Source organism: Thermopolyspora sp. NPDC052614 (assembly GCF_040678635.1).
In the GTDB taxonomy this organism is placed as follows: domain Bacteria; phylum Actinomycetota; class Actinomycetes; order Streptosporangiales; family Streptosporangiaceae; genus Thermopolyspora.
Genome location: NZ_JBFATZ010000008.1, coordinates 315,050 through 340,049, shown reverse-complemented (window position 1 = coordinate 340,049; position 25,000 = coordinate 315,050). Strand labels below are relative to the sequence as shown.

Annotated in this window: 24 protein-coding genes and 1 pseudogene; 15 read left to right on the top strand and 10 right to left on the bottom strand. The window is 70.8% G+C overall.

All coding sequences use genetic code 11. The annotated features are described in order from the left end of the window. Positions 1-28 precede the first annotated feature (28 nt). Complete coding sequence (locus AB0K60_RS20065; protein WP_364056712.1) at positions 29-703, bottom strand: TetR family transcriptional regulator; 675 nt, start codon at positions 701-703, stop codon at positions 29-31. A gap of 116 nt (positions 704-819) precedes the next feature. On the opposite strand from AB0K60_RS20065, the gene AB0K60_RS20060 reads away from it, so the two are divergent. The 5 genes from AB0K60_RS20060 to AB0K60_RS20040 all read left to right on the top strand — a co-directional run bounded on the left by AB0K60_RS20060 (position 820) and on the right by AB0K60_RS20040 (position 5,716). Then, positions 820-2,358: an acyl-CoA carboxylase subunit beta gene (locus AB0K60_RS20060; RefSeq protein ID WP_364056709.1), complete on the top strand. Its 1,539-nt coding sequence runs from the start codon at positions 820-822 to the stop codon at positions 2,356-2,358. Continuing rightward, a complete protein-coding gene (locus tag AB0K60_RS20055) occupies positions 2,355-2,552 on the top strand; it encodes an acyl-CoA carboxylase subunit epsilon (protein WP_364056706.1) in 198 nt (65 codons plus the stop codon). The genes AB0K60_RS20060 and AB0K60_RS20055 overlap by 4 nt, the downstream gene beginning before the upstream one ends. Before the next feature lie 2 nt (positions 2,553-2,554). Then, positions 2,555-4,300, top strand: a complete 1,746-nt coding sequence (locus AB0K60_RS20050; RefSeq protein ID WP_364056802.1) for a biotin carboxylase N-terminal domain-containing protein — start codon at positions 2,555-2,557, stop codon at positions 4,298-4,300. Positions 4,301-4,491: 191 nt separating this feature from the next. Beyond that, positions 4,492-4,893, top strand: a complete 402-nt coding sequence (locus AB0K60_RS20045) for a hypothetical protein (protein WP_364056703.1) — start codon at positions 4,492-4,494, stop codon at positions 4,891-4,893. A gap of 139 nt (positions 4,894-5,032) precedes the next feature. After that, positions 5,033-5,716 (top strand): helix-turn-helix domain-containing protein, encoded by a 684-nt coding sequence (locus AB0K60_RS20040; protein WP_364056700.1) that lies wholly within the window; start codon positions 5,033-5,035, stop codon positions 5,714-5,716. A gap of 28 nt (positions 5,717-5,744) precedes the next feature. On the opposite strand, the gene AB0K60_RS20035 is transcribed toward AB0K60_RS20040, so the two are convergent. The 6 genes from AB0K60_RS20035 to AB0K60_RS20010 are packed head-to-tail and all read right to left on the bottom strand — an operon-like array spanning position 5,745 to position 11,139. Further along, a complete protein-coding gene (locus AB0K60_RS20035; protein WP_364056697.1) occupies positions 5,745-6,293 on the bottom strand; it encodes a hypothetical protein in 549 nt (182 codons plus the stop codon). Continuing rightward, positions 6,290-6,748: a hypothetical protein gene (locus AB0K60_RS20030; RefSeq protein WP_364056694.1), complete on the bottom strand. Its 459-nt coding sequence runs from the start codon at positions 6,746-6,748 to the stop codon at positions 6,290-6,292. Before AB0K60_RS20030 ends, AB0K60_RS20035 begins: the two co-directional genes overlap by 4 nt. A 17-nt stretch (positions 6,749-6,765) precedes the next feature. After that, on the bottom strand, positions 6,766-7,557 hold the full coding sequence (locus AB0K60_RS20025) for a hypothetical protein (protein WP_364056691.1): 792 nt from the start codon (positions 7,555-7,557) through the stop codon (positions 6,766-6,768). 25 nt (positions 7,558-7,582) lie between these two features. Further along, the gene (locus AB0K60_RS20020; protein ID WP_364056688.1) at positions 7,583-8,104 is read right to left on the bottom strand and encodes a hypothetical protein; all 522 of its coding nucleotides are present in this window, start codon (positions 8,102-8,104) and stop codon (positions 7,583-7,585) included. 45 nt (positions 8,105-8,149) lie between these two features. Beyond that, positions 8,150-9,691, bottom strand: a complete 1,542-nt coding sequence (locus AB0K60_RS20015) for a hypothetical protein (RefSeq protein ID WP_364056685.1) — start codon at positions 9,689-9,691, stop codon at positions 8,150-8,152. Further along, positions 9,688-11,139, bottom strand: coding sequence for a pyridoxal-dependent decarboxylase (locus AB0K60_RS20010; RefSeq protein ID WP_364056682.1), 1,452 nt, complete (start codon positions 11,137-11,139; stop codon positions 9,688-9,690). Before AB0K60_RS20010 ends, AB0K60_RS20015 begins: the two co-directional genes overlap by 4 nt. 899 nt (positions 11,140-12,038) lie before the next feature. On the opposite strand from AB0K60_RS20010, the pseudogene AB0K60_RS20005 reads away from it, so the two are divergent. Both AB0K60_RS20005 and AB0K60_RS20000 read left to right on the top strand, forming a co-directional pair. Then, positions 12,039-12,203, top strand: a pseudogene (locus AB0K60_RS20005) (hypothetical protein); the annotation flags it as partial. Next, on the top strand, positions 12,204-12,326 hold the full coding sequence (locus AB0K60_RS20000) for a biotin/lipoyl-containing protein (RefSeq protein ID WP_364056799.1): 123 nt from the start codon (positions 12,204-12,206) through the stop codon (positions 12,324-12,326). A 56-nt stretch (positions 12,327-12,382) separates the two neighbouring features. Here the strand turns inward: AB0K60_RS20000 and AB0K60_RS19995 are convergent, their stop codons facing one another. Both AB0K60_RS19995 and AB0K60_RS19990 read right to left on the bottom strand, forming a co-directional pair. Continuing rightward, complete coding sequence (locus tag AB0K60_RS19995) at positions 12,383-14,827, bottom strand: lamin tail domain-containing protein (RefSeq protein WP_364056679.1); 2,445 nt, start codon at positions 14,825-14,827, stop codon at positions 12,383-12,385. 266 nt (positions 14,828-15,093) lie between these two features. Beyond that, the gene (locus tag AB0K60_RS19990) at positions 15,094-16,371 is read right to left on the bottom strand and encodes a cytochrome P450 (protein WP_364056676.1); all 1,278 of its coding nucleotides are present in this window, start codon (positions 16,369-16,371) and stop codon (positions 15,094-15,096) included. A gap of 144 nt (positions 16,372-16,515) precedes the next feature. On the opposite strand from AB0K60_RS19990, the gene AB0K60_RS19985 reads away from it, so the two are divergent. After that, positions 16,516-17,148 carry a TetR/AcrR family transcriptional regulator gene (locus AB0K60_RS19985; protein WP_364056673.1) on the top strand — a complete coding sequence of 211 codons (633 nt, stop codon included), beginning with the start codon at positions 16,516-16,518 and terminating at the stop codon, positions 17,146-17,148. A 117-nt stretch (positions 17,149-17,265) separates the two neighbouring features. On the opposite strand, the gene AB0K60_RS19980 is transcribed toward AB0K60_RS19985, so the two are convergent. Next, entirely contained in the window at positions 17,266-18,864 is a 1,599-nt protein-coding gene (locus tag AB0K60_RS19980) for an FG-GAP-like repeat-containing protein (RefSeq protein WP_364056670.1), read from the bottom strand. Between the two features lie 134 nt (positions 18,865-18,998). On the opposite strand from AB0K60_RS19980, the gene AB0K60_RS19975 reads away from it, so the two are divergent. The 7 genes from AB0K60_RS19975 to AB0K60_RS19945 all read left to right on the top strand — a co-directional run bounded on the left by AB0K60_RS19975 (position 18,999) and on the right by AB0K60_RS19945 (position 24,961). Next, the gene (locus tag AB0K60_RS19975) at positions 18,999-19,472 is read left to right on the top strand and encodes a hypothetical protein (RefSeq protein WP_364056667.1); all 474 of its coding nucleotides are present in this window, start codon (positions 18,999-19,001) and stop codon (positions 19,470-19,472) included. Next, entirely contained in the window at positions 19,406-19,981 is a 576-nt protein-coding gene (locus tag AB0K60_RS19970; RefSeq protein ID WP_364056664.1) for an amidohydrolase family protein, read from the top strand. The genes AB0K60_RS19975 and AB0K60_RS19970 overlap by 67 nt, the downstream gene beginning before the upstream one ends. Positions 19,982-19,983: 2 nt before the next feature. Further along, on the top strand, positions 19,984-21,327 hold the full coding sequence (locus AB0K60_RS19965) for an AMP-binding protein (RefSeq protein WP_364056661.1): 1,344 nt from the start codon (positions 19,984-19,986) through the stop codon (positions 21,325-21,327). Continuing rightward, entirely contained in the window at positions 21,324-22,256 is a 933-nt protein-coding gene (locus AB0K60_RS19960; RefSeq protein WP_364056658.1) for an MBL fold metallo-hydrolase, read from the top strand. Before AB0K60_RS19965 ends, AB0K60_RS19960 begins: the two co-directional genes overlap by 4 nt. 115 nt (positions 22,257-22,371) lie before the next feature. After that, on the top strand, positions 22,372-22,992 hold the full coding sequence (locus tag AB0K60_RS19955) for a TetR/AcrR family transcriptional regulator (protein WP_364056655.1): 621 nt from the start codon (positions 22,372-22,374) through the stop codon (positions 22,990-22,992). A 285-nt stretch (positions 22,993-23,277) separates the two neighbouring features. Further along, positions 23,278-24,195, top strand: a complete 918-nt coding sequence (locus AB0K60_RS19950; protein ID WP_364056652.1) for an NADP-dependent oxidoreductase — start codon at positions 23,278-23,280, stop codon at positions 24,193-24,195. A gap of 34 nt (positions 24,196-24,229) precedes the next feature. Beyond that, positions 24,230-24,961 carry an SDR family oxidoreductase gene (locus AB0K60_RS19945; protein ID WP_364056648.1) on the top strand — a complete coding sequence of 244 codons (732 nt, stop codon included), beginning with the start codon at positions 24,230-24,232 and terminating at the stop codon, positions 24,959-24,961. The last annotated feature ends 39 nt before the right edge of the window (positions 24,962-25,000 follow it).

Genomic DNA, 25,000 nt, shown 5'->3' with positions numbered 1-25,000 from the left:
TTCAGGTGCTTCAGGCGTGCCAGGCGTTTCAGGAGTCCGAGCTCAGGTGTTGCTGGATGGCGGCCATGACGGCCTCCGGGGAGGCCTGGCGGCTGAAGGTGGCGACGACGACCTGGTCGCTCTCCCGGGGCTGTTCGAGGTGGCGGAAGGTGGCGATCACGTAGCCGAGGGCGTGGTCGAGCGGACCGAACGGATCGTAGGTGCCGCCGGCCCGCAGCCAGCCGCGTAGCACCTGGTTGTGCGCGGCCACCACGGAGGCGGCCATCAGTTCGGCGCGCAGGTCGGCGTCGGGGGAGCCGGCCAGCCATTCGCCGACGAACTCGCGGAAGAGCCGCTGGTAGCGGGCCACGCTGGCGATCTCGCGGTCGCGTAGCGCGGGCACCTTGTGGACGAGCTGGTAGCGCCGTAGGGACACCTCCGCGTCGTCGACGTAGTGGGCGAGCACCAGCCGTACGGCGTCGGTGATCGCGACGATCGCGGTGCCGGCGGTGGAGGCGCGCAGCCGGGCGTCGACCTGGGCGAGCAGCGCGTCGTGGTCGGGGAAGATCGCGTCTTCCTTGGACCGGTAGTAGCGGAAGAACGTGCTGCGGCTCACGCCCGCTCGGGCGGCGATGTCGTCGACCGTGGTGGCGTCGTAGCCGTTCTCGTCGAACAGCGCCACCGCGGCCTCGGCGAGGCGTCGGCTGATGGGCGTCTTGGGCACGTGGCCATTCTCGCCGAGACCCGGGTTGTTCACGGCACCTGATACTGAGTATCGTTGATACGAAACTGAGTCTTATCCATGGGTCTTACCAATGGGTCCTATCAACGGTGGTGTGGATGGCACTCCAGGGCACCGCGGGCAGCCTCGCCCGCCTGAAGGAACGCCTGGACGAGGCGGTTCACGCGGCGGAGGCCCGCGCCGCCGCCAAGCAGCACGCCAAGGGCAGGCTGACGGCCCGCGAGCGGATCGAGCGGCTGCTCGACGCCGGGTCGTTCGTCGAGCTCGACGTGCTTGCGAAGGGCACGCTGGGGTACGGCGACGGCGTGGTCACCGGGTACGGCACGATCGACGGCCGCCAGGTGTGCGTGTTCTCCCAGGACTTCACCGTCGCGGGCGGCTCGCTCGGCGAGGTGTACGGCCAGAAGATCTGCAAGGTCATGGACCTGGCGATGCGCAACGGCTGCGCGATCATCGGCATCAACGAGGGCGCGGGCGCCCGCATCCAGGAGGGCGTGGTCTCGCTCGGCATGTACGGCGAGATCTTCCGCCGCAACATCCGCGCCTCCGGCGTGATCCCGCAGATCTCCCTCATCATGGGCGCGTGCGCGGGCGGCCACGTCTACTCCCCGGCGCTCACCGACTTCACGATCATGGTGGACGAGGGGTCCCACATGTTCGTCACCGGCCCCGACGTCATCAAGACCGTCACCGGCGAGGACGTCACCTTCGAGGACCTCGGCGGCGGCCGGGTGCACAACAGCCGCAGCGGCGTGGCCCACTACCTGGCCAGCGACGAGGACGACGCGCTCGACTACGCGCGGGCGCTGCTGTCGTACCTGCCGCAGAACAACCTCGACGAGCCGCCGCACCCGTCCTTCGAGGCCGACCTGGAGCTCAACGCCCGGGACCTGGCCCTGGACGCCCTCGTCCCCGACTCCCCGAACCAGCCGTACGACATGCACGAGGTCATCGGCACGCTGCTCGACGACGGCGACTTCCTGGAGGTCCAGGAGTTGTTCGCGCCGAACATCGTGGTCGGCTTCGGCCGGATCGAGGGCCGCCCGGTGGGCGTCGTCGCCAACCAGCCGATGAAACTCGCCGGCACGCTCGACATCGACGCCTCCGAGAAGGCCGCCCGGTTCGTCCGCACCTGCGACGCCTTCGGCATCCCGGTGCTCACGCTGGTGGACGTGCCCGGCTTCCTGCCCGGCACCGACCAGGAGTGGAACGGCATCATCCGGCGCGGCGCCAAGCTGCTGTACGCGTACGGCGAGGCCACCGTGCCGCTGGTCACCGTCATCACCCGCAAGGCGTACGGCGGGGCGTACGACGTCATGGGCTCCAAGCACCTGGGCGCGGACGTCAACCTGGCCTGGTCCACGGCGCAGATCGCGGTGATGGGCGCGCAGGGCGCGGTGAACGTCCTGCACCGCAGGCGCCTCGCCGCCGTCGACCACCCCGACGTGCTGCGGGCCGAGCTGATCCGCGAGTACGAGGAGACCCTCGCCACGCCCTACCTGGCCGCCGAGCGCGGCTACGTGGACGCGGTCATCCGGCCCAGCGAGACCCGCCGCGAGGTCACCCGGGCGCTGCGGCTGCTGCGCGGCAAGCGCGACGCCCTGCCGCCCAAGAAGCACGGGAACATCCCGTTGTGAGCGGCCTGACCGTGGTGGCGGGCACGCCGTCACCGGAAGAACTCGCCGCCCTCGTCGCGGTCCTCGGCGCCGTGCGGGACAGGCCCGCCCCGCCGCCGGAGACCCGCGTCGTCCGGCGGACGCTGCGCGGCCCCCTGCTCAGGGGGCCGCGCGGCTGGCGGGAGTCGAGCTGGAATCTTGGAGGAGTGCGGTGAGTCTGCGCAAGGTGCTGGTCGCCAACCGGGGCGAGATCGCGGTCCGGGTCATCCGGGCCTGCCGGGACGCGGGCATCGGCTGCGTCGCCGTCTACGCCGACCCCGATCGTGACGCCCTGCACGCCCGGCTGGCCGACGAGGCGTACGCGCTGGGCGGCGTCACCCCGGCGGAGACGTACCTGTCCATCGAGAAGATCATCGAGGTGGCCGGACGCGCCGGGGCGGACGCCGTGCATCCCGGCTACGGCTTCCTCGCCGAGAACTCCGCGTTCGCCCAGGCCGTCATCGACGCCGGGCTGATCTGGATCGGCCCGCCGCCGCACGCCATCACCGCGCTCGGCGACAAGGTCCAGGCGCGCCGCATCGCCCAGCGGGTCGGCGCGCCGCTCGTCGCCGGCACGCCCGAGCCGGTGGCCGATGTGACGCAGGTCGTGGCGTTCGCCGAGGAGCACGGCCTGCCGATCGCGATCAAGGCGGCGTTCGGCGGCGGCGGGCGCGGGCTGAAGGTCGCCCGCACCCTGGAGGAGATCCCCGACCTGTACGACAGCGCCGTCCGGGAGGCGGTGGCGGCGTTCGGCCGGGGGGAGTGCTTCGTCGAGCGCTACCTGGACCGGCCCCGGCACGTCGAGACCCAGTGCCTGGCCGACGCGCACGGCGGCGTGGTCGTGGTGTCCACCCGCGACTGCTCGCTGCAGCGCCGTCACCAGAAGCTCGTCGAGGAGGCCCCCGCTCCCTTCCTCACCGCCGAGCAGGAGGCGCTGCTGCGCGACAGCTCCAAGGCGATCCTGCGCGAGGCCGGGTACGTCGGCGCGGGCACCTGCGAGTTCCTCGTCGGCCAGGACGGCACGATCTCGTTCCTGGAGGTCAACACGCGGTTGCAGGTCGAGCACCCGGTCACCGAGGAGATCTCCGGGATCGACCTGGTCCGCGAGCAGTTCCGCGTCGCCGCCGGCGAGCCGCTCGGCTACGACGACCCGCCGCTGCGCGGCCACTCCATCGAGTTCCGGATCAACGCCGAGGATCCGGGCCGCGGCTTCCTGCCCGCCCCCGGCACGATCACCCGCTGGCGCGCCCCCTCCGGCCCCGGCGTCCGCCTCGACAGCGGCTACGAGCAGGGCGAGACCGTGCCGGGCGCCTTCGACTCCCTGATCGCCAAGCTCATCGTCACCGGGGCCACGCGTACCCAGGCGCTGGAGCGCGCCCGCCGCGCCCTGGCCGAGTTCGAGATCGACGGCATGCCCACCGCCCTGCCCTTCCACCGGGCCGTCATCGCGGATCCGGCCTTCGCCGCCGAGCCGTTCACCGTGCACACCCGCTGGATCGAGACCGACTTCGACAACCGCATTCCCCCGTACGAGGGCACGGTCGCGGCCGGGGAGCCGGCCGAGCGGGAGCGGATCACGGTGGAGGTGGGCGGCAAGCGCCTGGAGGTCGTCCTCCCCGCCGGCCTCGGCGCCTCCGGCCCGGCGGCGCGCAAGCCCGCCCCACCCCGCCGCGCGAAGAAGACGGCGACCCGGGCGGCGGGCGGCGACTCCCTGGTCAGCCCCATGCAGGGCACGATCGTCAAGGTCGCCGTGGCCGACGGCGACACGGTCGCGGCCGGCGACACCATCGTGGTGCTGGAGGCCATGAAGATGGAGCAGCCGCTCACCGCGCACAAGGCCGGAACCGTGGTCGGCCTGAGCGCCGAGATCGGCGCCATGGTCGCATCGGGCGCGGTCATCTGCGAGATCAAAGACCCGGCGTGATCAGGTCCGCCGCCGCCCCCGGGCGGCGGCGGGCCCGGACCGCCGGTGCTCAGCGGCTGGTCAGCGGGTCGGCCTGTCCGCGACCGCCCCCGACATGGTGGCTCATGTCGCGGCGGTGACCGCGCATGGCGGCTATACCGTGCGCTTCGCCGAGGATCTGCGCACAGCTGCTCTCCGCCATGCCCCCAGGGTTGGCAGCCGACTTGTTGGGGCAACTGGAGGGCGAGCCGCTGTGGGTCGTCACCGGTCCGGACTCTAAGGACGACCAGGACCCCAGCAAGGCCCTGTACGTCCTGGAGATCAGTGGCGAGGGAAACGCGAAGCTCGCCAAGCTCGTCGGCAACACCTGGCGGGACCTCACCGCCGACATCCCGGTGCCGGAGGTCGGCGCCAGAGGAAACGCCCTGCTCCGCGCCGAGTGCGTACGCGGCGAGGGCAGGATCGACCTGGCGTCGTGGGCCGATGAACAGCTCATCACCCGGCTGACCGACACCGAGGTGGACAAGGCCGTCGGCCCGCCCCGCTTCGGGCTCTACGTCGAGAGCCTCGCCGCCGACACCCGCACCAGCTTCGACGACTTCGTCAGGAGCTGAACCGCGGGTCGGCCAGCATCTTCCGGACGTCCTCGTGCCGGGTGATCGCCCACGCGGTCATGCCGCTGGGCAGGACCGGAGAGCCCTCGTCCACATGGCGATGAAGTGCGACAATTCCGGTCGGTGACGAAGGAGCGACATGACAGCTGACCCGAAGACGCGCCTCCGGGCCGACGCGCGGCGCAACCGCGACCATATTCTCGCCGCCGCCCGTGAGATGTTCGCCGCGCAGGGCCTCGACATACCGATGGAGGAGATCGCGCGCGCGGCCGGGGTCGGCGTCGGCACGCTCTATCGGCGTTTCCCCGATCGGGACTCGCTCATCCTCGCCGTCGCGCAGGAGGCTTTCACGCAGGTCATCGACGACGCCCGGGCGGCCGCCGCCGAGGAGCCGACGGGATGGGCCGCGCTGGAACGCCTGATCGGCCGGTCGCGCGGGCTCCAGGTGAGTTTCCAGCTCGCCTGGAGCTCCGCGCGGGCGCGGGACATCCTGCTGGCCGACCCGAACACCGGCCGGCTCCGGGACGCGTTGATGGCCGAGCTCGCCCGGATCGTCGCGGCGGCGCAGGCGGAGGGGACGATGCGGCCGGACGTCGGCGCCGGCGACATCGCCGTTCTGCTCGTGCTGCTCCTACGCCAACCGCCGGTCGGCCGCGGGCCCATGAGGTTCGGGCTCGACCGCGCCGTCGCGATCATGCTCGACGGCCTGCGAGCGAGTTCGACGAACCCGCTGCCCGGTGACCCGATCAGCGACGCGGACCTCCCCTTCGACGGGGAGCACGCCGCCGCGATGTCCAGGCTCCGGTCATCGCGGGATCGGTAGGCCATCCGGGAGCGGGCTCTGGCGATAATCAGACGGGCAGTACCCGCAGGGCGGGATGGCGGACCGAGTTCAGGTACAACTTGTCGGTGCCGTGTTCCTTCTCCAGTTCCAGGACGAACCGGTAGCGGTAGACCCCCGGCGGGGCGTCGCTCAGCACCGCCCCCGCCCAGTAGTAGTAGACGGCGGTGTACTGGTCGCGCATCAGGTCCGGCGCGCCGTAGACCTTGAGCTCGGTCATGATCCGGCGCTCGGCGACGTCATCCTCGTCGCCCTTCTCGATGTCGAGGAAGACCAGGTTGTTGATCTTCGGCATCGGGGGCCAGGTGCCGTCCGTACGGCGGTGCATGTCGATCGGGCGGATGATCCAGTTGATCACCTGCCCCTGCTTGCAGACGGTCTCCAGGTGGTCGCTGCCCTGCCCGACCCCGCCGACGCTGTTGTCCATCATGTAGAGGCAGCCGTCCAGGGACCTGGTCGCGGCGGCCCTCTCCATGTCGACGAGGGTCACCACGTTCAACTGGACGGAGTTGAGCTGGCCGCGATCGGCGAAGTCCGCGGCCGCGTACGCCTGGGTCATCGGCCTTCCTTTCCCTCGTCGGCGGGCCCGGTCAGGGCCGGCCGGGCGGTGGGGGTGAACGGCGTGGCGACGGTGCCGAGCAGGAACGAGAGCCGGTACGGCACCGGCGCGGCGAGGTCCTGCTTGACCTCGGCGGTCCAGAACACGATGTCGGTGCCGGGATACACCTGCCGCGTCGGCTCGGCGATCTTCGGGTCGATCTCGATGTCGGCGAGGGCCACGTAGGTCTCGCACTCCAGCGGGATCACGTTCCACAGCAGGGTGTCGCCCTTGCGCACCCGGCTGTGCAGCCCGGGGGTTCCGAAACCGGAGGACCCGGCGGCCTTGTTGGTGTCGTACAGGTAGAGGTTGTCGTCCAGGTTCTCCGACGCCAGCGCGGCCACCGGGTCGATCACCGCGGTGATCGTCACGGGCCGGGCGGGCCGGGGCGCGGACGGCTTGTTCCTCGGGGGCATGCGGCTCCTTCGCTCTGTCAGCCGGCGGGCGGGACGGCCGGGAGGGGCAGGACGCCCAGCCCGGCGCCGGTGAACGCGTTGCGCTTCGGGTCGCTGGTGATCTTGAGACTGGACTCGCAGGTCAGGTCCACGGACTGCCAGACCAGCTCGTCGTTCTGCTCGACCAGCTCGTGCAGCTGAATGTGCATCGTGTACGGGTAGACGCCCGGTCGGCTCGTGTCCACGGTCGCGGCCCAGTACCAGCCGTCGTAGACCATGTCGGGCGAGCCGTACTGGGCCGGATAAATGATCTTCTCGCTGACGGCCTGCCCCGTGATGTCGGTGATCACCGGAGCCGGGTAGTTGTACGCGGCGGCGCTGCTCGTGGTCTTCCCGGTGACGTCCAGCAGCTTGCCCGCGGTGAGGCCACGCCCGCCGGCCTGCTTGCGGGCGCTCCGGCCGACCCGCTGCTGCAGCCGCGTGAGCTCGGCCGCGTCCACACCACCCGGGCCACCCTCGCCGCCGAGCGCGGCCAGCTGCTCCAGCGTGCGCCGGTCGTGGGCGCGCTCCCGCTCGGCCAGGTAGTTGCGCGGCACCGTCGGGGGAATCGCCCCCAGCGCCGCGGGCAGCCAGTTCAGCACCTGCTCGGTCGCCTGCGACCCGTCGAGGAAGTAGGTGCCGGGCACGATCGTCACCAGTCGCCCGGTGCCCTCCCCCTCCGAGCCGAGGAACTTCATGTTGTCGAACCAGTAGGCGTTGCCGTCGAGCGACCGCGTCCGAAGCGCGTTCTCGATGTCGACCAGCACGATGATCCCGTGTTGCTGGGCCATGAAACCGCCTTTCGCGAAACGTGGCTCACACGCGCAGCAGCGCGGGCGAGTCGATGTGCAGCACGCTGTTGGGTCCCTCGTGGAGCTTGAGCGAGAGCCGGTACCGGTAGGGGACGCCGGGCACCATGGAGTAGGGCACCACGCCCTCCCACACCAGCAGGTCGTGGTTCTCGTGCCCGTTGGAGCCCATGGCGTCGGGTGCCGGAACCGCAGGGGACTCCACCGGGTACGGCAAGCCGGCCGGCTGGCCAGGGTCGGTGGGGTCGGCCGAATCGGTGGGGTCCGCCGGGTCCGCCGGGCACGGGACGGCAGCGCCGGACAGGAACTCGATGGCCTGGATCTCGACCGGAGTCTGCACGTCCACGGGGATGGGTGTCCACTGGACGACCTGTCCCGGGACCACCGCCGTGATGAGGTCGGTGGTCCCCTGGTGCCGGCTCCCCGCCGGGCTGTCGTCCACCAGCGAGAGGTTGCCGTTGTGCAGCGACCGGTCGGACAACGCCCCGACGGCGTCGACCATCACGACGATGCTGACCTTCTCCTTCATTCGTCCTCCTTGTCGGATTTCCCGGGCTCAGCAGCCGCCACGTGCTCAGCCTCGGTCCCTGACCAGCGGCGTCTTGCCGACGGCGGTCCGCTCGATCCGCGGCGAGGAGGGGGGCACGAACACCAGCCGGAACTCGTATCCGGTCCGCTCGATGGCGGCCGCGTTCGCCTCCCGGTCGTTGAACAGCGACAGGGAACTCGGCAGCGCCGCCGTGAACAGCCGCCGCGTCCCGCTCGGGCCGAGGGCGTGCTCGACGGCCGCGGCCGTACCCTCGGCGTCGTCCACCGCCGCCAGCAGGGTGAGGGTCCGCTCCTCCCGGTGGTTGTGAAACTGGACCTCGTGCGCGACCAGGTCCAAATCGACGCCGCTCGCCGCGCGCAGCCGCCCGCGCAGGGCGGCGTAGGCCAGCGTCGCCGAGTACTGGCTGTCGTTGAGGTGCAGCACGTCGGCGGTGCGCCCGGCGAACTCGAAGCGCTCGGTGCGCAACCCGGGCCCGTCGAGGGCGCGGCGGCGGATCATCCGGTCGCCGAGCTTGAGCCGGAGCAGCGGCGTCTCGTCGGCGTGCAGCCGGGTGACGACCAGTTCGCCCTCCTCGCCCTCGGCGACGGCGCGGCCGTGCTCGTCCACGATCTCCACCAGATGCAGCCCCGGCACGGCGGAGAGCGTCGGCGAGGTGTGGTCGAGCTGGAGCCCGACGCATTCGGCCTGGGTCGCGGCGAAGTAGCTGAGGATCGACACGTTGGGGAAGAACGCCTGCAGTTCGTCCCGCTTGCGCTGCGGCAGGGTGCCGCTGCCGTACATGGCGACCCGGAAGCTCGCCCTGGCGCTCGGCGGCAGGCCCGCGCCGAGCTCGGGCAGGAGCGCGATGCCGGCGGTGATGCCCATCAGCGCCTTATGGCCGGGGTAGGAGAACATGTGCTCGAGCACCGGCGCGCTCACCGGCCCCGCGCCGATGTAGTTGACCCCTGGGACCTGGGACAGGACGCCGCCGACCATGGTCCCGCTGCTCCACATCTGGTAGTCGGCCAGCGTGGTGAACAGCCAGCGCGGCGCGGGGCCGCGCAGGTAGCGTCCGAGCTGGTAGGCGCCCATGAACGCCCCGGCGACCCGGTAGGTGTCGCGCAGCTCCCGCAGGGAGTACACGATCTCCAAGGGCATGCCGTCGCCGGTGCCGCCGCTGGCCACCACCTCGAAGCCGCCGCGGTCGAGCGGCACGACCATCCCGGCCCGCGCCCCCATGAACATGTCCCGCTGCACGGTCTTGTCCGACAGCGGGATCCGCTCCCACTCGGACATGTCGGCGGGGGCGTCGCGGATCCCGAAGTAGTTCAGCCGCTCGCGCCACAGCGGGTTGAGCAGCGCGATGCCGACGAGCTGCCGCAGCCGCCGGAACACCAGCGCGTTCTGCAGCCCAAGCGGGGACTCACAGTACGGAGTCCCGGTGAGCCGCCCGCACTCCTCCAGCTTCCCGGCGAACGAGGGCAGCCGGGTGACGTCGTCCACGGTTCGGGGCCGCAGCTCCTCCTCCGGGATCAGCCGTGCCGCCAGCTCCGTCCAGGCGGCGATGTCCGGTTCCGTCATGGTCATGAGTGACTCCCGTTCCGCTGATCGTGCCGGGCGGCCCCGCCCGCGCGCAGCACTCGTTGCCCGATGTCCCTGATCTCGGCGATGAGCATGGCCAGGTGGCCGGCGTCGATCAGGTGGTTCATCACCACCACGCGCAGCGCCGCCACCCCGTCGATGTCGACCTTGGAGATGAAGAAGCGCCCGCCGTCCCGGATGCGGTTACGGATCTCCAGCTGGAGCCGGTGCACGGTCCCCGGGTTCAGGCCGTCCGGCAGGTACCGGAAGCACAGGATGTTGGACTCCGGTTCGTGCGCCACGGCGAAGTCCGGCTCGGCGTCGATCATCTGGTACGCCTGCCGGGCCACCGCGCACAGCCGGTCGATCTTCTGCGCGAACAGCGCCGGGCCGTATACCGACCAGACCGTCCAGAGCGGCATGATCATTGGGCGTTTCGTGCACTCGAAGTTCTTGTCCGCGCTGTCGTAGGCGCTGTAGGCGTCCGGTTCCTCATCGAAGACGTAGCTGGCCCGCTGCCGGAACGCGCCGCGCGCCGCCGCCTTGTCCCGGTAGAAGAGCAACGTGCACGGCGCCGGCATGAACAGCATCTTGTGGGCGTCCCAGGTGAGCGAGTCGGCCTGCTCGACGCCGCGCAGCCGGTCCCGATGCCGCTCCGACAGCAGCAGGCTCGCCCCATGCGCCCCGTCCACGTGCAGCCAGAGCCCGTACCCGCGCGCCAGGGCCGCGAGCTCCTCCAACGGGTCGAACGCGCCCATCGACGTGGTCCCGGCCGAGGCCACCAGGCAGAACGGCCGCAGCCCACGCCGGTGCGCCTCGTCCAGCATCGGACCGGCCAGATCCGGGCGTATCCGCCCGCCCCGATCGACGGGAAGCCGGACGATCTGCCGCTCCCCGATCCCGAGCACGCCCGCCGCCCGCGTCACGCTGTAGTGCGCCTCCTCGCTGACCGCGATGGCGGGACGCCCCGGCGCGCCCTCGGCGCCGGCCGTCCAGATCTGCGGAAAGGCGCGATTGCGGGCGGCCAGCAGGGCGGTCAGGTTGGCCAGCGATCCCCCCGAGGTCGTCACCATGGCGAACCGGTCCTGGTCCCAGCCGATGAACCGGTTGAGCTCCTCGGCCATGAGCCGCTCGGCGACGTTCGGGAGCTGCCCGGCCTCATAGAAGGAGGAGGGCTGGTTGACCACCGACCCGACCAGGTCGACGAGGCTGGCCAGTGGCACCACTCCGGAGAACTGCCGTCCCATGTAGCCGGGCGAGTAGACGGGGATGCCGGTCCCCGTGTACAGGTCGATGATCCGGTTGACCCGATCGGCGTCGAACTCGGCGATGCCCTGCCGTTCGAGGGTCATCAGCTCCCGCGCGGCCTTGAGCAGCGTCGCCGGATCGTGGAGGTCGAGCCCCCGGACCGACCGGTCGCCCAGATACGCCGTCAGGCGGCCGACGAGGTTCATGGCGCCGTCGTGAAAACGTCCGGGGTCGAAGGCCGCGGTGAGGGCCGGCGCGGGTGATTGCTGACTTTCACCCGTCGCCGGCTGCGGAAAAGAACTCTGGACATCGGAAAGCGAACTCGTCACGAAGGGGACTCCACAATTATTCGGCATCGAGAAGCGCGCGCATGGCGCGCTCGGCCGGGGAATTTGGACATGGCGAATTGAACTCCCGGGGCGATCGCATGACAACCTCTCGAATGAATGAATATCCGTGAGACGGTCCTTTGGGGCCCGGAAGGGTGAGGTGCGATTCGTACCTTTGTTGACCTGTCGTTACCGTTTAGATCGGTCCAACCTCGGGCTTGGGGCGCCGATCGATGTCAGTGGCAGGTGGTGCGAGGAACTTGACCCTCTGGCAGCGCTACATTCGAGCGATTCGAGCCCGATGCGAGCCCGATTAGGGGGCGATGTCGTCGACGATCAGAAACCGGTAGCTTGATCCTAGATGAATCCCGGTGAATCCGAATTTACTCTCACCTGTCGTACACGGCGGCACGCTTGTCATATGCACGACTTAATCATTGCTGGCAGGCTGACGCAAGCCTCAGATGTAGATGGAGTAACAGGTTTGTGTCATGGCCCCGCAATGGGATGGTGATGCGGAAATGTTCTGTTAGTCCTGGTTTTCCAGATTTTATGGGCTTTTCTAGATACCGTGAACGTCGGCCGCCCGGTCACGTCGGGAGATCGCCGCCGAGATCCCTGGTGATCGACTCCGCGGTGCCGGCGAGCTCGGTGACGAGCTTTCATCGGGAGCGGAGGCGAGATGGGTGATCGGGCCGACCCGATCTCGAACGGCATGGCCGGCGTCGCCGTCGTCCCCTGGACTCCGCGCTGCACCACGACCGCTGGTGAGAGCCTCGTTCCTGGAGGTCAACACCCGCCTGCAGGTCGAGCACCCGGTCACCGAGGAGATCTCCGGGATCGACCTGGTCCGCGAGCAGTTCCGCGTCGCCGCCGGCGAGCCGCTCGGCTACGACGACCCGCCGCTGCGCGGCCACTCCATCGAGTTCCGGATCAACGCCATGAAGATGGAGCAGCCGCTCACCGCGCACAAGGCCGGGACCGTGGTCGGCCCGAGCGCCGAGATCGGCGCCACGGTCGCATCGGGCGCGGTCATCTGCGAGATCAAGGATCCGGCGGCCTGACACGTAAGGGCCGTCCCGCCGCGGCGGGACGGCCCTTACGCCTGTTCGCCAAGGTGCTACTCGTCCACCACCGGACTGCCGGGGCGGCAGCGGGCGGGCAGCGGATCCGTGTTGCAGCCCGTCAGAATGCGGACGATCTGCGGGTCGTGGTCGCTGGCCTGGTCGGAGAACTCGGCGTTGATGTGCACGACGCCGTACGCGTACCCCTTGATGGCCGGGCTGACCAGGATGTGGTCGAGCGCCTGGGAGTTGCCGTCGAAGATGTAGCTGTAGCGCCGGTCGGCGGGCAGGTCGTCGATCAGCGTCTTCAGGACGCCGCCGCCGGTGAGCGTCTGCATGGCGGGGCTGAACTGGTAGTCGTTGATGTCGCCGAGGACGACGACACGGGCCTTGCCGCCGCTCTTGTCGAGCAGGTCCGCGACGAAGTCGTGCACCTGCTCGGCCTGCGCGACGCGCTGGACCTCGGTGCTCCGGACCGGCGGCTGCACGGCCGCGGTCAGCGGTGCGTCGCCGCCCTTGGAGTTGAAGTGGTTGGCGACGACGAACAACTGCTTGCCGCCGTCGTAGCGGAACTCGCCGACGAGCGGCTTGCGGCTGGCCTCCCAGGCGTCGCTGGTCGGGTTGATCCGGCCGGGTGAGGCCGACAGGGCGACCTGGTTGCTGGTCTGCCGCTCGCGGACGACGGTGACGGCCGTGGTCGCGTCGCCGCCGGGGCGGTCGACGAACGTCACGCGCGCGGGGTTGAACAGGAACACCTGGCGGATGTTGCCGCCGGGCTCGCCGCCGTCGTCGTCATCGCTCGGGTCGATCGAGCGCCAGTCGTACGTGGGCCCGCCCGCGGCGCCGATCGCCGCGATGAACTTCGCCACGGTCTGGTCGGCCGCGACGACGCTGTCGTTGGTGGCGCCGTTGTTGTCCTGGATCTCCTCCAGGGCGAGGATGTCGGGCGAGCCGAGGTTGTCGACGACCGCCTGGGCCAGCCGGGCGAACTTCGCGTCCGGGTTGGTGGCGGCGAGGTTCTCGACGTTGTACGTCGCGATGGACAGGTCGCCCTCCTTCTTCGGCGCGAGCACCTTCTGGCGCTTGAGACCGCCCTCGGTGATCGTGCCGAGCGTGGTGGCCTGGACGACGTACCCGCCGAACGACTGGTAGTCGATCGGCCCGGTGGTCCCGGCGGCCAGCGTGGAGCCGACGTTCGCGGCGGGCGCGCCGTTCAGCGCGACGATCATCAGCCGGCCGCTGTTCGGGTCGTCGTAGGAGGTGTAGATCGAGCCGCCGCGCGGGGTCGGGTTCTGGCCCGGCTTGAGCGTCACCCACAGCTCGTCGAACTCGGTGTTCACCGGGCTGATCAGGCGGGTGTCCTGGGTGAGGGTGACCCGCATGCCCTCGTGGACCTCCAGCCAGTCCAGCACGTACGAGGACGGCTCCAGCGGCTGGGTCTCCAGGCTGCCGGTCTTGGTGAAGGCGTCGGGGAAGGCGACCGGGACGGCCGTGGGCAGCGCGTTGCCGCTGCTGAGCTTGGTGGTGGTGATCGAGCCGCCGAGCTCGGTGAGGGTCTGCGCGCCGGAGGCCGGGCGGAACTCGGTGACGCGGCCGGAGACCAGGACGGAGTCCCCGATGGTGACCGACGGCGAGGTCGAGCCCATGAAGACGAACATGCCCTCGCTGGTGAGGGGGTCGGCGTCGGCGGACGGGTCCTGGAACCAGAAACCACGCGCGTTGCCCGTCGTTCGGACGGCCGTGACGATGCCCGGGACGTTCGTGACGTTCGTCCCCACGATCGGGGAGACGCGGCCCGAGCCCTGGATGTCGTGGATGCGGACGGAGCCGGGGGTCGGGTCCACGGGGCCGCCCGGGTCGTCGGCGCTGACCGTGACGCCCGCGGAGTTGGTGGCCTTCGGCACGCCGGAGGTGAAGTCGGCGGCGTTGTTGTCGGTGTCGGTCAGCGATCCGGTGCGGGCGGCGGCCGTGGTGTTGGTGAGCCCGGGCGCCGCGGCCGTCTCGGCGTTCGCGGTCGCGCCGTAGCCGACCAGGTCCTTGACGTTCGGTGCGGTCGCGCAGGAGGTGCCGCACCCCACCAGCGGCACCTGGGCGGTGACCAGTGCGACGACCCCGGAGGTGGCCGACATCGGGATCGAGCCGACGGCGTCGGGCGTGGGCAGGTCGAGAGTGCCGCCGCTGCCCGCGGCCTGCCTGATGAGGTATCTGCCGTGCGCGGGGATGCTCCCCGTCAGGTTGGTCATCTGGAAGACGGCGCCCGCTGCCGAGGCGTACTGGACGCTCCAGCCCGAGACGTCCACGGGGTTGTCGCTGGTGTTGGCGAGCTCGATGAAGTCGTTCTTGAAGATCGCTCCGGAGTTGCCGCCGCCGCCGTACACGGCCGAGATGACGACGTCGGTCGAGAGGGCGTTCGCGGTGCCGGGTTGTAACGCTGTGGTCGCCGCGATCATGAGCGGCAGGCTCGCCGCCATGATCAGTCGGCGCGTGCGGGGGATCGCCACGGGAGGTCGCTCCTAGAGTGAGGGTCTCTGGAGCGATCATGGCGTTACCGACAACTAGTGAAAAGTGGCGTAATCGACTATTCGCCTAATCGCCAAACGTAATTCTTTGGCCTTTTCGCAGGTGGCGACTCATGGCCGCACGCCTCGGCGTCCCAATTTCGTACCGATGCTTCCGGCAAATCCGACTAATAGGTATAAAACGGTCATATCGTCCACCGCGCGACGAACGGTTCCGCCGATTCCGGCGGAACCGCGTCGGGCGCGCGTCACGCGGGTACGGCCTGCCCCTCCGGCCGATCGGACCAGGTGACCGGGAACTCGTGGATGCCGTAGATGTTGGCGTCGGTCTTGAACGGCAGCGTGTCCAGGGGCACGGCCGGGCGCAGATCCGGAATCCGGCGGAACAGCGTGTTGAACACGATCTCCAGTTCCATCCGCGCGAGGTTCTGCCCAAGGCACTGATGCGGCCCGTAGCCGAACGCGAGGTGGTTGCGCGCGCCGCGCTCGATGTCCAGCTCGTCCGGCCGATCGAACACGTCCGGATCCCGGTTCGCCGTGTTCGTCAACGTGACCACGCCCTCGCCGGCACGGATCAGCACGCCGCCGAGCTCGACGTCGGCGACCGCGGCGCGGGAGGTCGCGAACTCGGCGATGGTGAAGTACCGCAGCAGCTCCTCCACGGCCATCGGTGTCTTCGACGGATCCTCGATGATCGCGCGGACGTCGTCGGGCCGTTCGAGCAGGGCCATGGTCCCCAGGGAGATCATGTTCGCCGTGGTCTCGTGACCGGCGATGAGCAGCAGGAACGCCAGGCCCAGCACGTCCTCGCGGTTCGACTTGGCGAGCTGCCGGCTGAGCAGATCGTCCGCCGGCTCCTTCTCCTTGACCCTGAGCAGTTGGTCGAGGTAGCCGAGGAGTTCCTTGACCGCCTCCAGCCGCGCCTGCTGCGTGGCCGTCCGGTTCAGCAGCCGCGCCGAAAGCGCCTGGAAGAACTCGTGGTCGGCGTAGGGGACGCCGAGCAGCTCGCAGATCACCAGCGACGGCACCGGCAGGGACAGCGCCTTGACCAGATCGACGGGACGCGGCCCGGCGAGCATCGCGTCGATGTGCTCATCGACGACCTGCTGGATGCGGGGACGCAGCGCGGTCAGGCGCCGGATGGTGAACTCGCCGACGACCGCGCGACGCGCCGGGCCGTGCTCGGGCGGGTCCATGCTGATCAAGGACAGGCGGAGCGGGTGGTTGCCCTGGGGAGCCCTTTCGACCAGCCAGGGGAAGCCCGGAGCGAGCCGGTTGGAGCTGAACCGAGGGTCGGTCAGCATGGTGCGGACGTCCTCGTACCGGGTGATCGCCCACGCGTTCATGCCGCTGGGCAGGGTCACCCGCGAGATCGGCGCGTCCTTCCGGAGCCGGAGGTGCTCCTCAGGCGGCGCGTAGGGGCAGCTTCGGACGATGGGCAGCGTCGTGGTGGGGTCCGCAGTGGTGGAGCCCGCAGTGGTGGGGTCCGCAGTGGTCGAGCCCGCAGTGGTGTGGTCCGCGGTCATGGTTCCCTTCCGATTCCAGCACGGGACAGTGCGTATACGGATGAACTTCTTCCGCTTACCGTTTAACCGTACCCAATCCAGAAAGCTTCCGTCCCGTCTAGCGGACAATGGGAGAATTCCGGTCGGTGGTGGAGAAGGAGCAACATGGCTGCTGGCCCGAATACCCGGCTGCGGGCGGACGCACGGCGTAATCGCGACCAGATCCTGGTCGCCGCCCGCGAGATGTTCGGCGTCCAGGGTCCCGGTGTGCCGATGGAGGAGATCGCGCGGGTCGCCGGGGTCGGCGTCGGCACGCTCTACCGGCGTTTCCCCGATCGGGAGTCGCTCATCCTGGCCGTCGCGCAGGAGACCTTCTCGCGCGTCATCGAGGACGCCCACGCGGCCATCGCGGAGGAGCCGACGGCGTGGGCCGCGCTGAAACGCCTGATCAGCCGGTCACGCGAGCTCCAGTTGAGCTTCCGGCTCGCCTGGAGCTCCACCGGCGCCCACGCCATCCTGCCGGCCGACCCGAAGAGCCAACGACTCCGCAACGACCTGATGGCCGCACTCGCCCGGATCGTCGAAGCCGCGCAGGAGGAGGGAACGATGCGCCGGGACGTCGGCGTCGGCGACATCGCCGTTCTCCTCGTGCTGCTGGTACGCCGCCCCCCGATCGAGACCGAGCCGCAGATCGACGCCTTCGACCGGGCTGTCGCGATCATGCTTGACGGCCTGCGGGCGAGCGCGACCGGCCCGCTCCCCGGCCGCCCGCTCGACCTCACCGACCTCTGTGCCTGACGCCCGAACCACGTGGCGGTCGCCTCAGGCGCGGCCCGTACTGCCGCGTTCGGGGCTACAGTTGCGCGATGAGCACGGCGGACGCGTCCTGGGCCGGAGAGCTGGGGGCGCGCCCGGTCAGCCCAGGACATAACCGAACTGCTCGCCCTCCTTGCCCGGGTTGAGATCGACCTCGGCGTTCGACCTGCCCGGCGACAGGACGGTGACGCGATCCGGGGCACGGGTGGTGACGGCGACCTCGGCGGCGCCGTCGCCGTTGAGGTCGGTCACGGCCACCTGTAGGCCGAACCCCTGCACCGAGCCGTCGGTCACGCCGAGCGGCTTCGGCTCGAACACCCGGGCCCCCTGGGGGGACAGGCCGTTGTGCCCGCCGTAGAGGACGAAGGCGGTGCCACGCTGCCCGCCGTCCGCGCCGACGGCGATGTCGGCGTACCCGTCGCCGTTCACGTCGCCGGTCGCCAGCGCGGAGCCGAAGCCGGAGGTGTCCTCGGGGTACGTGGGCATGCCGGGCGACTTGATCGTCAAGTGCACCGGGCCTTCCGGCAGCCGGGTGGCCGAGCCACGGGAGAGGTAGATCTGGCCCGTGGTCTCCTCGGCGTCCTCGAAGGAGTTGCCTGCGGCGATGTCGCCGAACCCGTCGCCGTCGAAGTCGGCGATCGCGACATCGCCCACGCCCCAGCCGGGGAAGGTGCCCTCCATCCTGCCGGACAGGCCGTCGGGGGAGCCCCGGTACACGACCCCGGTGCCCTCGTCGGCGGGGTCGTCGACGGAGTAGACGACGGCGAGGTCGGCGTAGCCGTCGCCGGTGACGTCGCCGACGGCGATCGGGCCGATCGCGGCGGTGTCCCGCAGCACGTTGTGCCAGGTGACGCGGCCCGCCCGCGTCCTCGGCCCGCCGTACGTCACCCACAGCGAGGAGTAGTCGGCCGCGGCCAGGTCGTGGCGGCCGTCCCGGTTGAAGTCCCCGGCGGCCAGGCGGAGGCCGAATCCCTGGACGGACGGTGGCCTGGGCAGTACGACGGCCGTGTCGGAGAGACCTTGCGCCGAGCCGAAGAACACGGCCACCGTACCGGGAGCACTGCCCCCGCCCGGCGCCGCCACCGCCAGATCGGCGTAGCCGTCCTCGTCGAAGTCGCCGCCGGCCAGAGCCGCGCCGAATCGCGCGCCTCCGGTCGCCGCCGAGCCGAGGTCGATGGTCTTCCGCTCTCCGGGGGCCGGGCCGCCGGGCGAGCCGTACACCACCTCGATCCGCCCGGCCTCCTTTCCGTTCACCTCGCCCTCGGGTACGCCGATGATCAGGTCGGCGTGCCCGTCCCGGTTGTAGTCGTGGGCGGTGTCGCGGGACCGTACAGGTGATTTGGAGGGGACGGCCGACGCGGAGGGCGAGGACACGGCCGACGACGGGGGTCCTTCCGGGACTCCGGTCGAGGGCGAAGGCGGCGACGAGCAGGCCGTCAGCACAGCGGCGAGCAGAAGCGGCGCGAGCCTGCCCGGGATCGCCACGCGCCGGGCGGGCCCACGCGAAAACGCCGCGGATAACAGAGGCGGCGTTTCCCGCCCGGAGGGTTCCTTCGCGCGGCGTACGCTCCCGAGCACCGTGTGGTCGGCGTCGAGCGTGGCGGTCGCCGGCACCCGGCCGAATGCGGCGCTTACGCCCGTGATCAGGGACGTCTTCGGCCGGGTGGTGGACTCCGCTGTCGGGGTGTTCTCACGCATGTCGCGAGCGTAGGTCAGCCGTCGGCCGCTCCGAAGAAAATCGACGCCGCGACAAAACGATCCTCGACTTCTCGCACTGCAACAACACGCCCGAGCACTCCGACGCCGCGGTCACCGGGCTGCTGGACTCCGGCGTGCGGGCCAGGTTCTGCTACGGCTTCTTCGAGAGCAGCCCGTTCGCGCCGCCGCACTTCGCCGACCATTCCGAGCGGGTCCGGGACTTCGAGCGCGTCGCCGCGACGTACTTCGGCGGGGCGAGCCGGCTGACCCTCGGGGTCGCCCTCAACGAGCTCGGCCTGGTCCCGTTCTCCCACACGCGTACGGAGATCGAGGTCGCCCGCGCGCACAACGCCCTGATCGCCACGCACATGGCGTGCGTGTGGCAGATGCCGTCCGGTTTCGACGAGATCGCGGACGCCGGGCTGCTCGGCCCGGACATGGTGCACATCCACTGCAACACGCTCAGCGACGAGCAGTGGCGGCGGCTCGCCGACGCCGGATGCAAGTGTCGATCTCGGTCGAGACCGGGACCAACATGGGCATGGGCCGGCCGGTCTTTCAGAAGTGCGCCGAGTTCGGCGTGGAGCCGACGCTGTCCTGCGACGTGATCTCGCTCAACAGCGGTGACCTGATCACCCAGGCGCGGTTCGGCCTGGCCTTCAAGCGCTGGGCCGAGACCGAGCACCTCAACCTGGCCGGCAAGGACGTCGAGAAGGTCACCGCCACCGCGCTCGACGCCCTGGAGTGGGTGACGGTGAACGGCGCGGAGGCCTGTGGCCTCGGCGACCGGATCGGCACCATCGCCGTGGGGAAGAAGGCCGATCTCATGGTCGTGGGCGGCTCCGGGATCGCCCAGCACCCGATCATCGACGGACCCGGCACGCTGATCTACCAGACGACCCCCGCGGACGTCCGCCACGTGCTGGTCGACGGCGAATTCGTCAAGCGCGACGGCGTCCTGGTCGGGTACGATCTGCCCAAGCTCCTGGCCGAGGCCGACGAGTCCGCCGCGCGGGTGCTCGAACGGGTGCGCGCCGCAGGGGGACGCTTCCCCGCCACCCCGACCGAGGGTTTCGACGACGTGACCGCGCTCGCGTTCGCCAACCTGGCCCAGTGATCATGGCCGATCTCGCAGGGGACGGCCCGGTGCCGCTGTGGTCGCCGCCTGAGGACCTCTCGGCCACCTGGATCGGGCGGTTCACGGCCTGGCTGGAGGCCAGGCACGGCAGGCGCTTCGCCGGGTACGACGACCTGTGGCGGTGGTCGATCGAAAACCTGGGCACGTTCTGGGCCGATATCGCCGAGTTCTTCGGCGTCGCCGCGGGGCTCGCCGCCGAGCAGGCGCTGGCCGACGACACGATGCCCGGGGCGGTCTGGTTCCCCGAGGTGCGCGTCAACTTCGCCGAGCGCCTGCTGGCCGCCGTCGACGACGACCGCGTGGCGCTGGCCGCGTACACCGAGGAGGGTGGAGCGGCCCGGCTGACCGGTGCCGAGCTGCGGCGTCAGGTCGCGTCGCTGGCCGCCGCGCTGCGCCGCCTCGGCGTCGAGCCCGGTGACCGCGTCGCCGCGTACCTGCCGAACACCGAGCACGCCGTGGTCGCCTTCCTGGCCGCCGCGTCCGTCGGCGCGGTGTGGACGGTGTGTGCGCCCGACTTCGGCGTGCGCGGCGCCCTCGACCGGCTCGCCCAGACCCGGCCCCGGGTGCTGGTCGCGGCCGACGGCTACCACTTCGGCGGCAAGCGGCGCGACCGGGCCGCCGCCGCGCTGGAGATCCTCGGCGGGCTGCCGACCGTGCGGACCTGCGTCTGGGTCGATCACCTGCGCCCCGGCCGGATCCCGGACGCTCCGGAGGGCCGCGAGGTGATCCCGTGGACCGACGTGGTCGCCGGCGAGGAAGAGCCGCGGTATGCGACGCTGCCGTTCGACCATCCGCTGTGGATCCTGTTCTCCTCCGGGACCACGGGCATCCCCAAGGGAATCGTGCACGGCCACGGCGGCATGCTGATCGAGCAGTACAAGAACATGCTGCTGCAGGCCGACGTCCGGCCCGGCGACGTCTTCTACTGGTACACCTCCACGGCCTGGATGATGTGGAACATCGTGGTCTGCTCGCTGCTCGGCGGGGCGACCGCCGTCCTGTACGACGGCAGCCCCACCCACCCCGACCTGGACCGGCAGTGGGCGTTGGCGCGGCGGTGGCGGCTCACCCACTTCGGCGTCAGCGCGGGCTACCTCAGCGCGTGTGCCGCCCAAGGGCTGCGGCCAGGGGAGCGGCACGACCTGTCGCGCGTCCGGTTCATCGGCTCGACCGGTTCGCCGCTGCCGGCCGCCACGGCGCGGTGGGTGTACGACGCCGTCGGCGCCGGCAGCCTCGCCGACCCCGCGATCATCGACCATTACGCGGCGCTCGCCCGCGCCAGACGTACCGGGAACAGAGAGGAACGGAGAGGACATGGAGCATGACGCGCGATGACGGGCCGCCGCCCGCGCGGCTGGAGCGGGTCACCGATCGGGTCTGGGCCTGGGTCCAGGAGGACGGCACCTGGTGGGTGAACAACGCCGGCGTCGTCTCGGGCGGGGACGGACTTTTGATCGTCGACACCTGCGCGACCGAACGGCGTACGCAGGCCTTCCTGGGCGCGGTGGACCGCGAGAGCGGCGGGCCGGTGCGCTGGGCGGTCAACACCCACGCGCACGGCGACCACACCTACGGCAACTCGCTGCTCCCCGAGGACGCCGTCCTCATCGGCCACCGGCTGATGTGCGAGCACCTGCGCACCGATCCGGTCTTCGACGCCTGCCCGCCGCTGTGGGATCCCGTGCCGCACTGGGGCGCCGTGACCCGCCGGGTGCCCGAGCTCGCGCTCACCGACGCCCTCCTCGTCGACGCCGGCGGGCTGACGGTCGAGCTGCGGCACCCCGGACACCCCGCCCACACCACCGGCGACGTGGTGGCGTGGGTGCCCGACGAGGGCGTGCTGTTCACCGGCGACCTGCTCTTCCACGGCATCACCCCGCTGGTCTTCATGGGCTCGGTCGAGGGGGCGCTGCGTTCCCTCGACTGGCTGGCCTCCTTCGCCCCGGCGTACGTCGTGCCCGGCCACGGCCCGGTCATCGACGGCGCCGAGCTGGACCAGGTGCTCGCCCGGCACCGGGCGTACTACCGCTTCGTCCAGGAAACGGCGGCCGAGGGCATCCGGCGCGGGGCCGACCCGCTGACCGCGGCACGGGCGGCCGACCTCGGGCCGTTCGCGGCGTGGCCCGACGCCGAGCGCCTGGTGCCGAACCTGCACCGCGCCTACGCCGAGGCCGGTGTCGGGGACGTCGACATCGTCGCCGCGCTGACCGACGCCGTCACCTGGGTCGGCCATCCGATGCCGACCCGGGTTTGAACCCGCCCCGGTACGACGCGCCGCCCGCCGGGGTCACACAGGACCGGCGGGCGCATCCCCCAGCGGCGGCCGGTCGCCGCCGCGGCTTCCGAATCCGCCCACTAACATCCGTGGCATGACGAGCGCAGACGCACGTGGCCGCCGACGCCGGCGGGACGCGCCCCGCAAAGGCGACCTGCGCGAACAGGCCATCCTCGACGCGGCCGAGGAGCAGCTCCAGACCCAGACGCTCGACGGCATGACCGTCGAGTCGATCGCGCGCGGCGCCGGGATCACCCGCAACGCCCTCTACTTCTACTTCGCCTCCAAACAGGACGTGCTGACCGCGCTGGTCCGCCGTACGGTGAAGCAGATCGCGAACGACGCCGCGTTCACCGCGGCCGACACCGGCACCGAGCCGCCCGAGCGCATCGTCCGCGCGGTCCGCAACACCGAGCGCCACTGGGTCCAGCACGGCGTGGTGATGCGAGCCGCGGTGGAGCTCGGCGCGGTGATCCCCGAGATCGGCGCCATGTGGACCGAGACGGTCGAGCGCTATGTCACCGCGATGACCGGGGTGCTGCTGAGCGCCGGGCTTCCCGCGGAGGGACCGGGGGCGGCCGAGGACGTGGCGCGGGCGTTGTGCTGGATGACCGAGCGCAACTTCTACCGCGCCTCGGCGGGCAAGGGCGGCGAGGACGCCTTGAAGCACGCCGGCGACGTCTGCATCGACATCTGGCACCGCATGCTGCCGTGAGCCGCCCGTGACTCGATCCGGAAACCGGCGATGCACGCGAAAGGCCGGGATGACCGGTGGGTCACACCTCCTGAGTCCGGCGCGGCGGCATGGCCGCGAGGTACTGCTTTCCCTGCTGGATCGAGGTCCGGAGGCGGCGCCACCCTGACAGTGGTGCCGCCGTCACCAGTGTGACCTCCGCCTTCTCGGGCGGGCCGGGCTCGGCGACCGTGGGTTCTCGAAGGTTCGAGGATCAACACGCCCAGCCCACGCCCCGAGCCCGACCTATCCGAGAGGCACACATTCATGAAGGCACTGCAGTACAGCGCGTACGGCGCCCGACCTGCCGTCACCGAGCGCGCCAAGCCGGAACCCGGCCCGGGCGAGGTCCTGGTCCAGGTCGCCGGGGCGGCGCTGAACCCGCTCGACGTCAAGATCGGCGCCGGCTACGTCAAGGACTTCTTCCCGATCACCTTCCCGTCGGTGGTCGGTACCGATCTCGCCGGAACCATCGAGCGGATCGGACCCGGCGTCACCGGCTGGAGCATCGGCGACGCGGTGATCGCCCGCACCGACCCGACCTCCGGTGGAGCCGTCGCGGAGTACGCCGCCGTCCCCGTCGCGAACCTCGCGGCCGCCCCGGCCACGATTCCGCTCGACCTCGCCGCCGGGCTGGCGACCACGGCCGCGACGGCGTTTCAGGCGGTGGTCGAGGTGGCGGAACTCAAGCCCGGCCAGCGGGTGCTCGTCCACGGCGGTGCCGGAGGCGTCGGCGGCTTCGTCATCCAGTTCGCCCGGAAGGCGGGCGCCCACGTCATCACGACCGTCTCACCGGCGGGCGCCGAGATCGCCAAGAGGCTCGGCGCGCACCAGGTGATCGACTACACCGCGACCGACTTCCGCGGCGAGGTCGAGCACGTGGACGTGGTCATCGACCCGATCGGCGGCGACACCGAGGTCGCCTCGCTGGACGTGCTGTCCTCGGGCGATCTGCTGGTCGCCCTCAACGTCCCGCCGGACGTCGAGCGCGCGGCCGAGCGCGGGATTCGCGCCGAGTTCGTGTTCCACTCCACCGACGCCGCTCGCCTCGCGAAGGTCGTCGCCGCGGTCGACGAGGGCGTGGAACTCATCATCGACCGTACGGTTCCGCTGGCGGACGCCGCTTGGGCGTTCGATCACGTCGCCGAGGGGCACGCCAAGGGCAAGGTCATCGTCCAGCCGTGACGAGGTTCGAGGATCAACGGAAAGGTTCGTGACAGTGGACTCCAATCGGGTGGCCCTGGTCACCGGCGGGTCGCGCGGCATCGGCAGGGCGGTCGCGGAGCGCCTGGCCGCGGCCGGGTACGTCGTGGTGGTCAATTACCACCGCGGCGAGGCGCAGGCTCGCGAGGTCGTGGAGGGGATCGAGAAGTCCGGCGGCGCCGCCGTCGCCGTACAGGCGGACGTCACGAATGCCGCCGAGACGGCACGCCTCTTCGACGCGGCGGTGCGGCTCGGGGGTCTGCACTGCCTCGTCACCTCGGCGGGGGTGCTCAGGACGGCGCCGGTGGCCGATCTGACCGACGCGGACATCGAGATCATGCTCGCGGTCAATTTCAAGGGGACGTTTTACGCGCTGCGCGAGGCCGCCAACCGGATGGCCGACGGCGGCCGGATCATCACACTCTCCAGCACGACCCTGGCGCTCAACGCCCCCGAATACGGCGGCTACAACGCGACGAAGGGGGCCGTCGAGGGCATCACACGCGTCCTGGCCAAGGAACTCGGACCGCGCGGCATCACGGTCAACGCGGTCGCCCCCGGGCCCGTCGACACCGAGCTGTTCACCACGGGCAAGACCGAGGAGCAGATCGCCCGCATGGCGGCGATGGCGCCGGCTGGGCGGCTGGGCACTCCGGCCGACATCGCCGCCCTGGTGGCCTTCCTGGCCTCTGAGTCGTCCGCGTGGGTCAACGGGCAGGTCATCAGAAGCAATGGGGGAATCGCCTGATGTCCGGAGGACACCGCCTGTACCTCGGCGCAGCGTGAG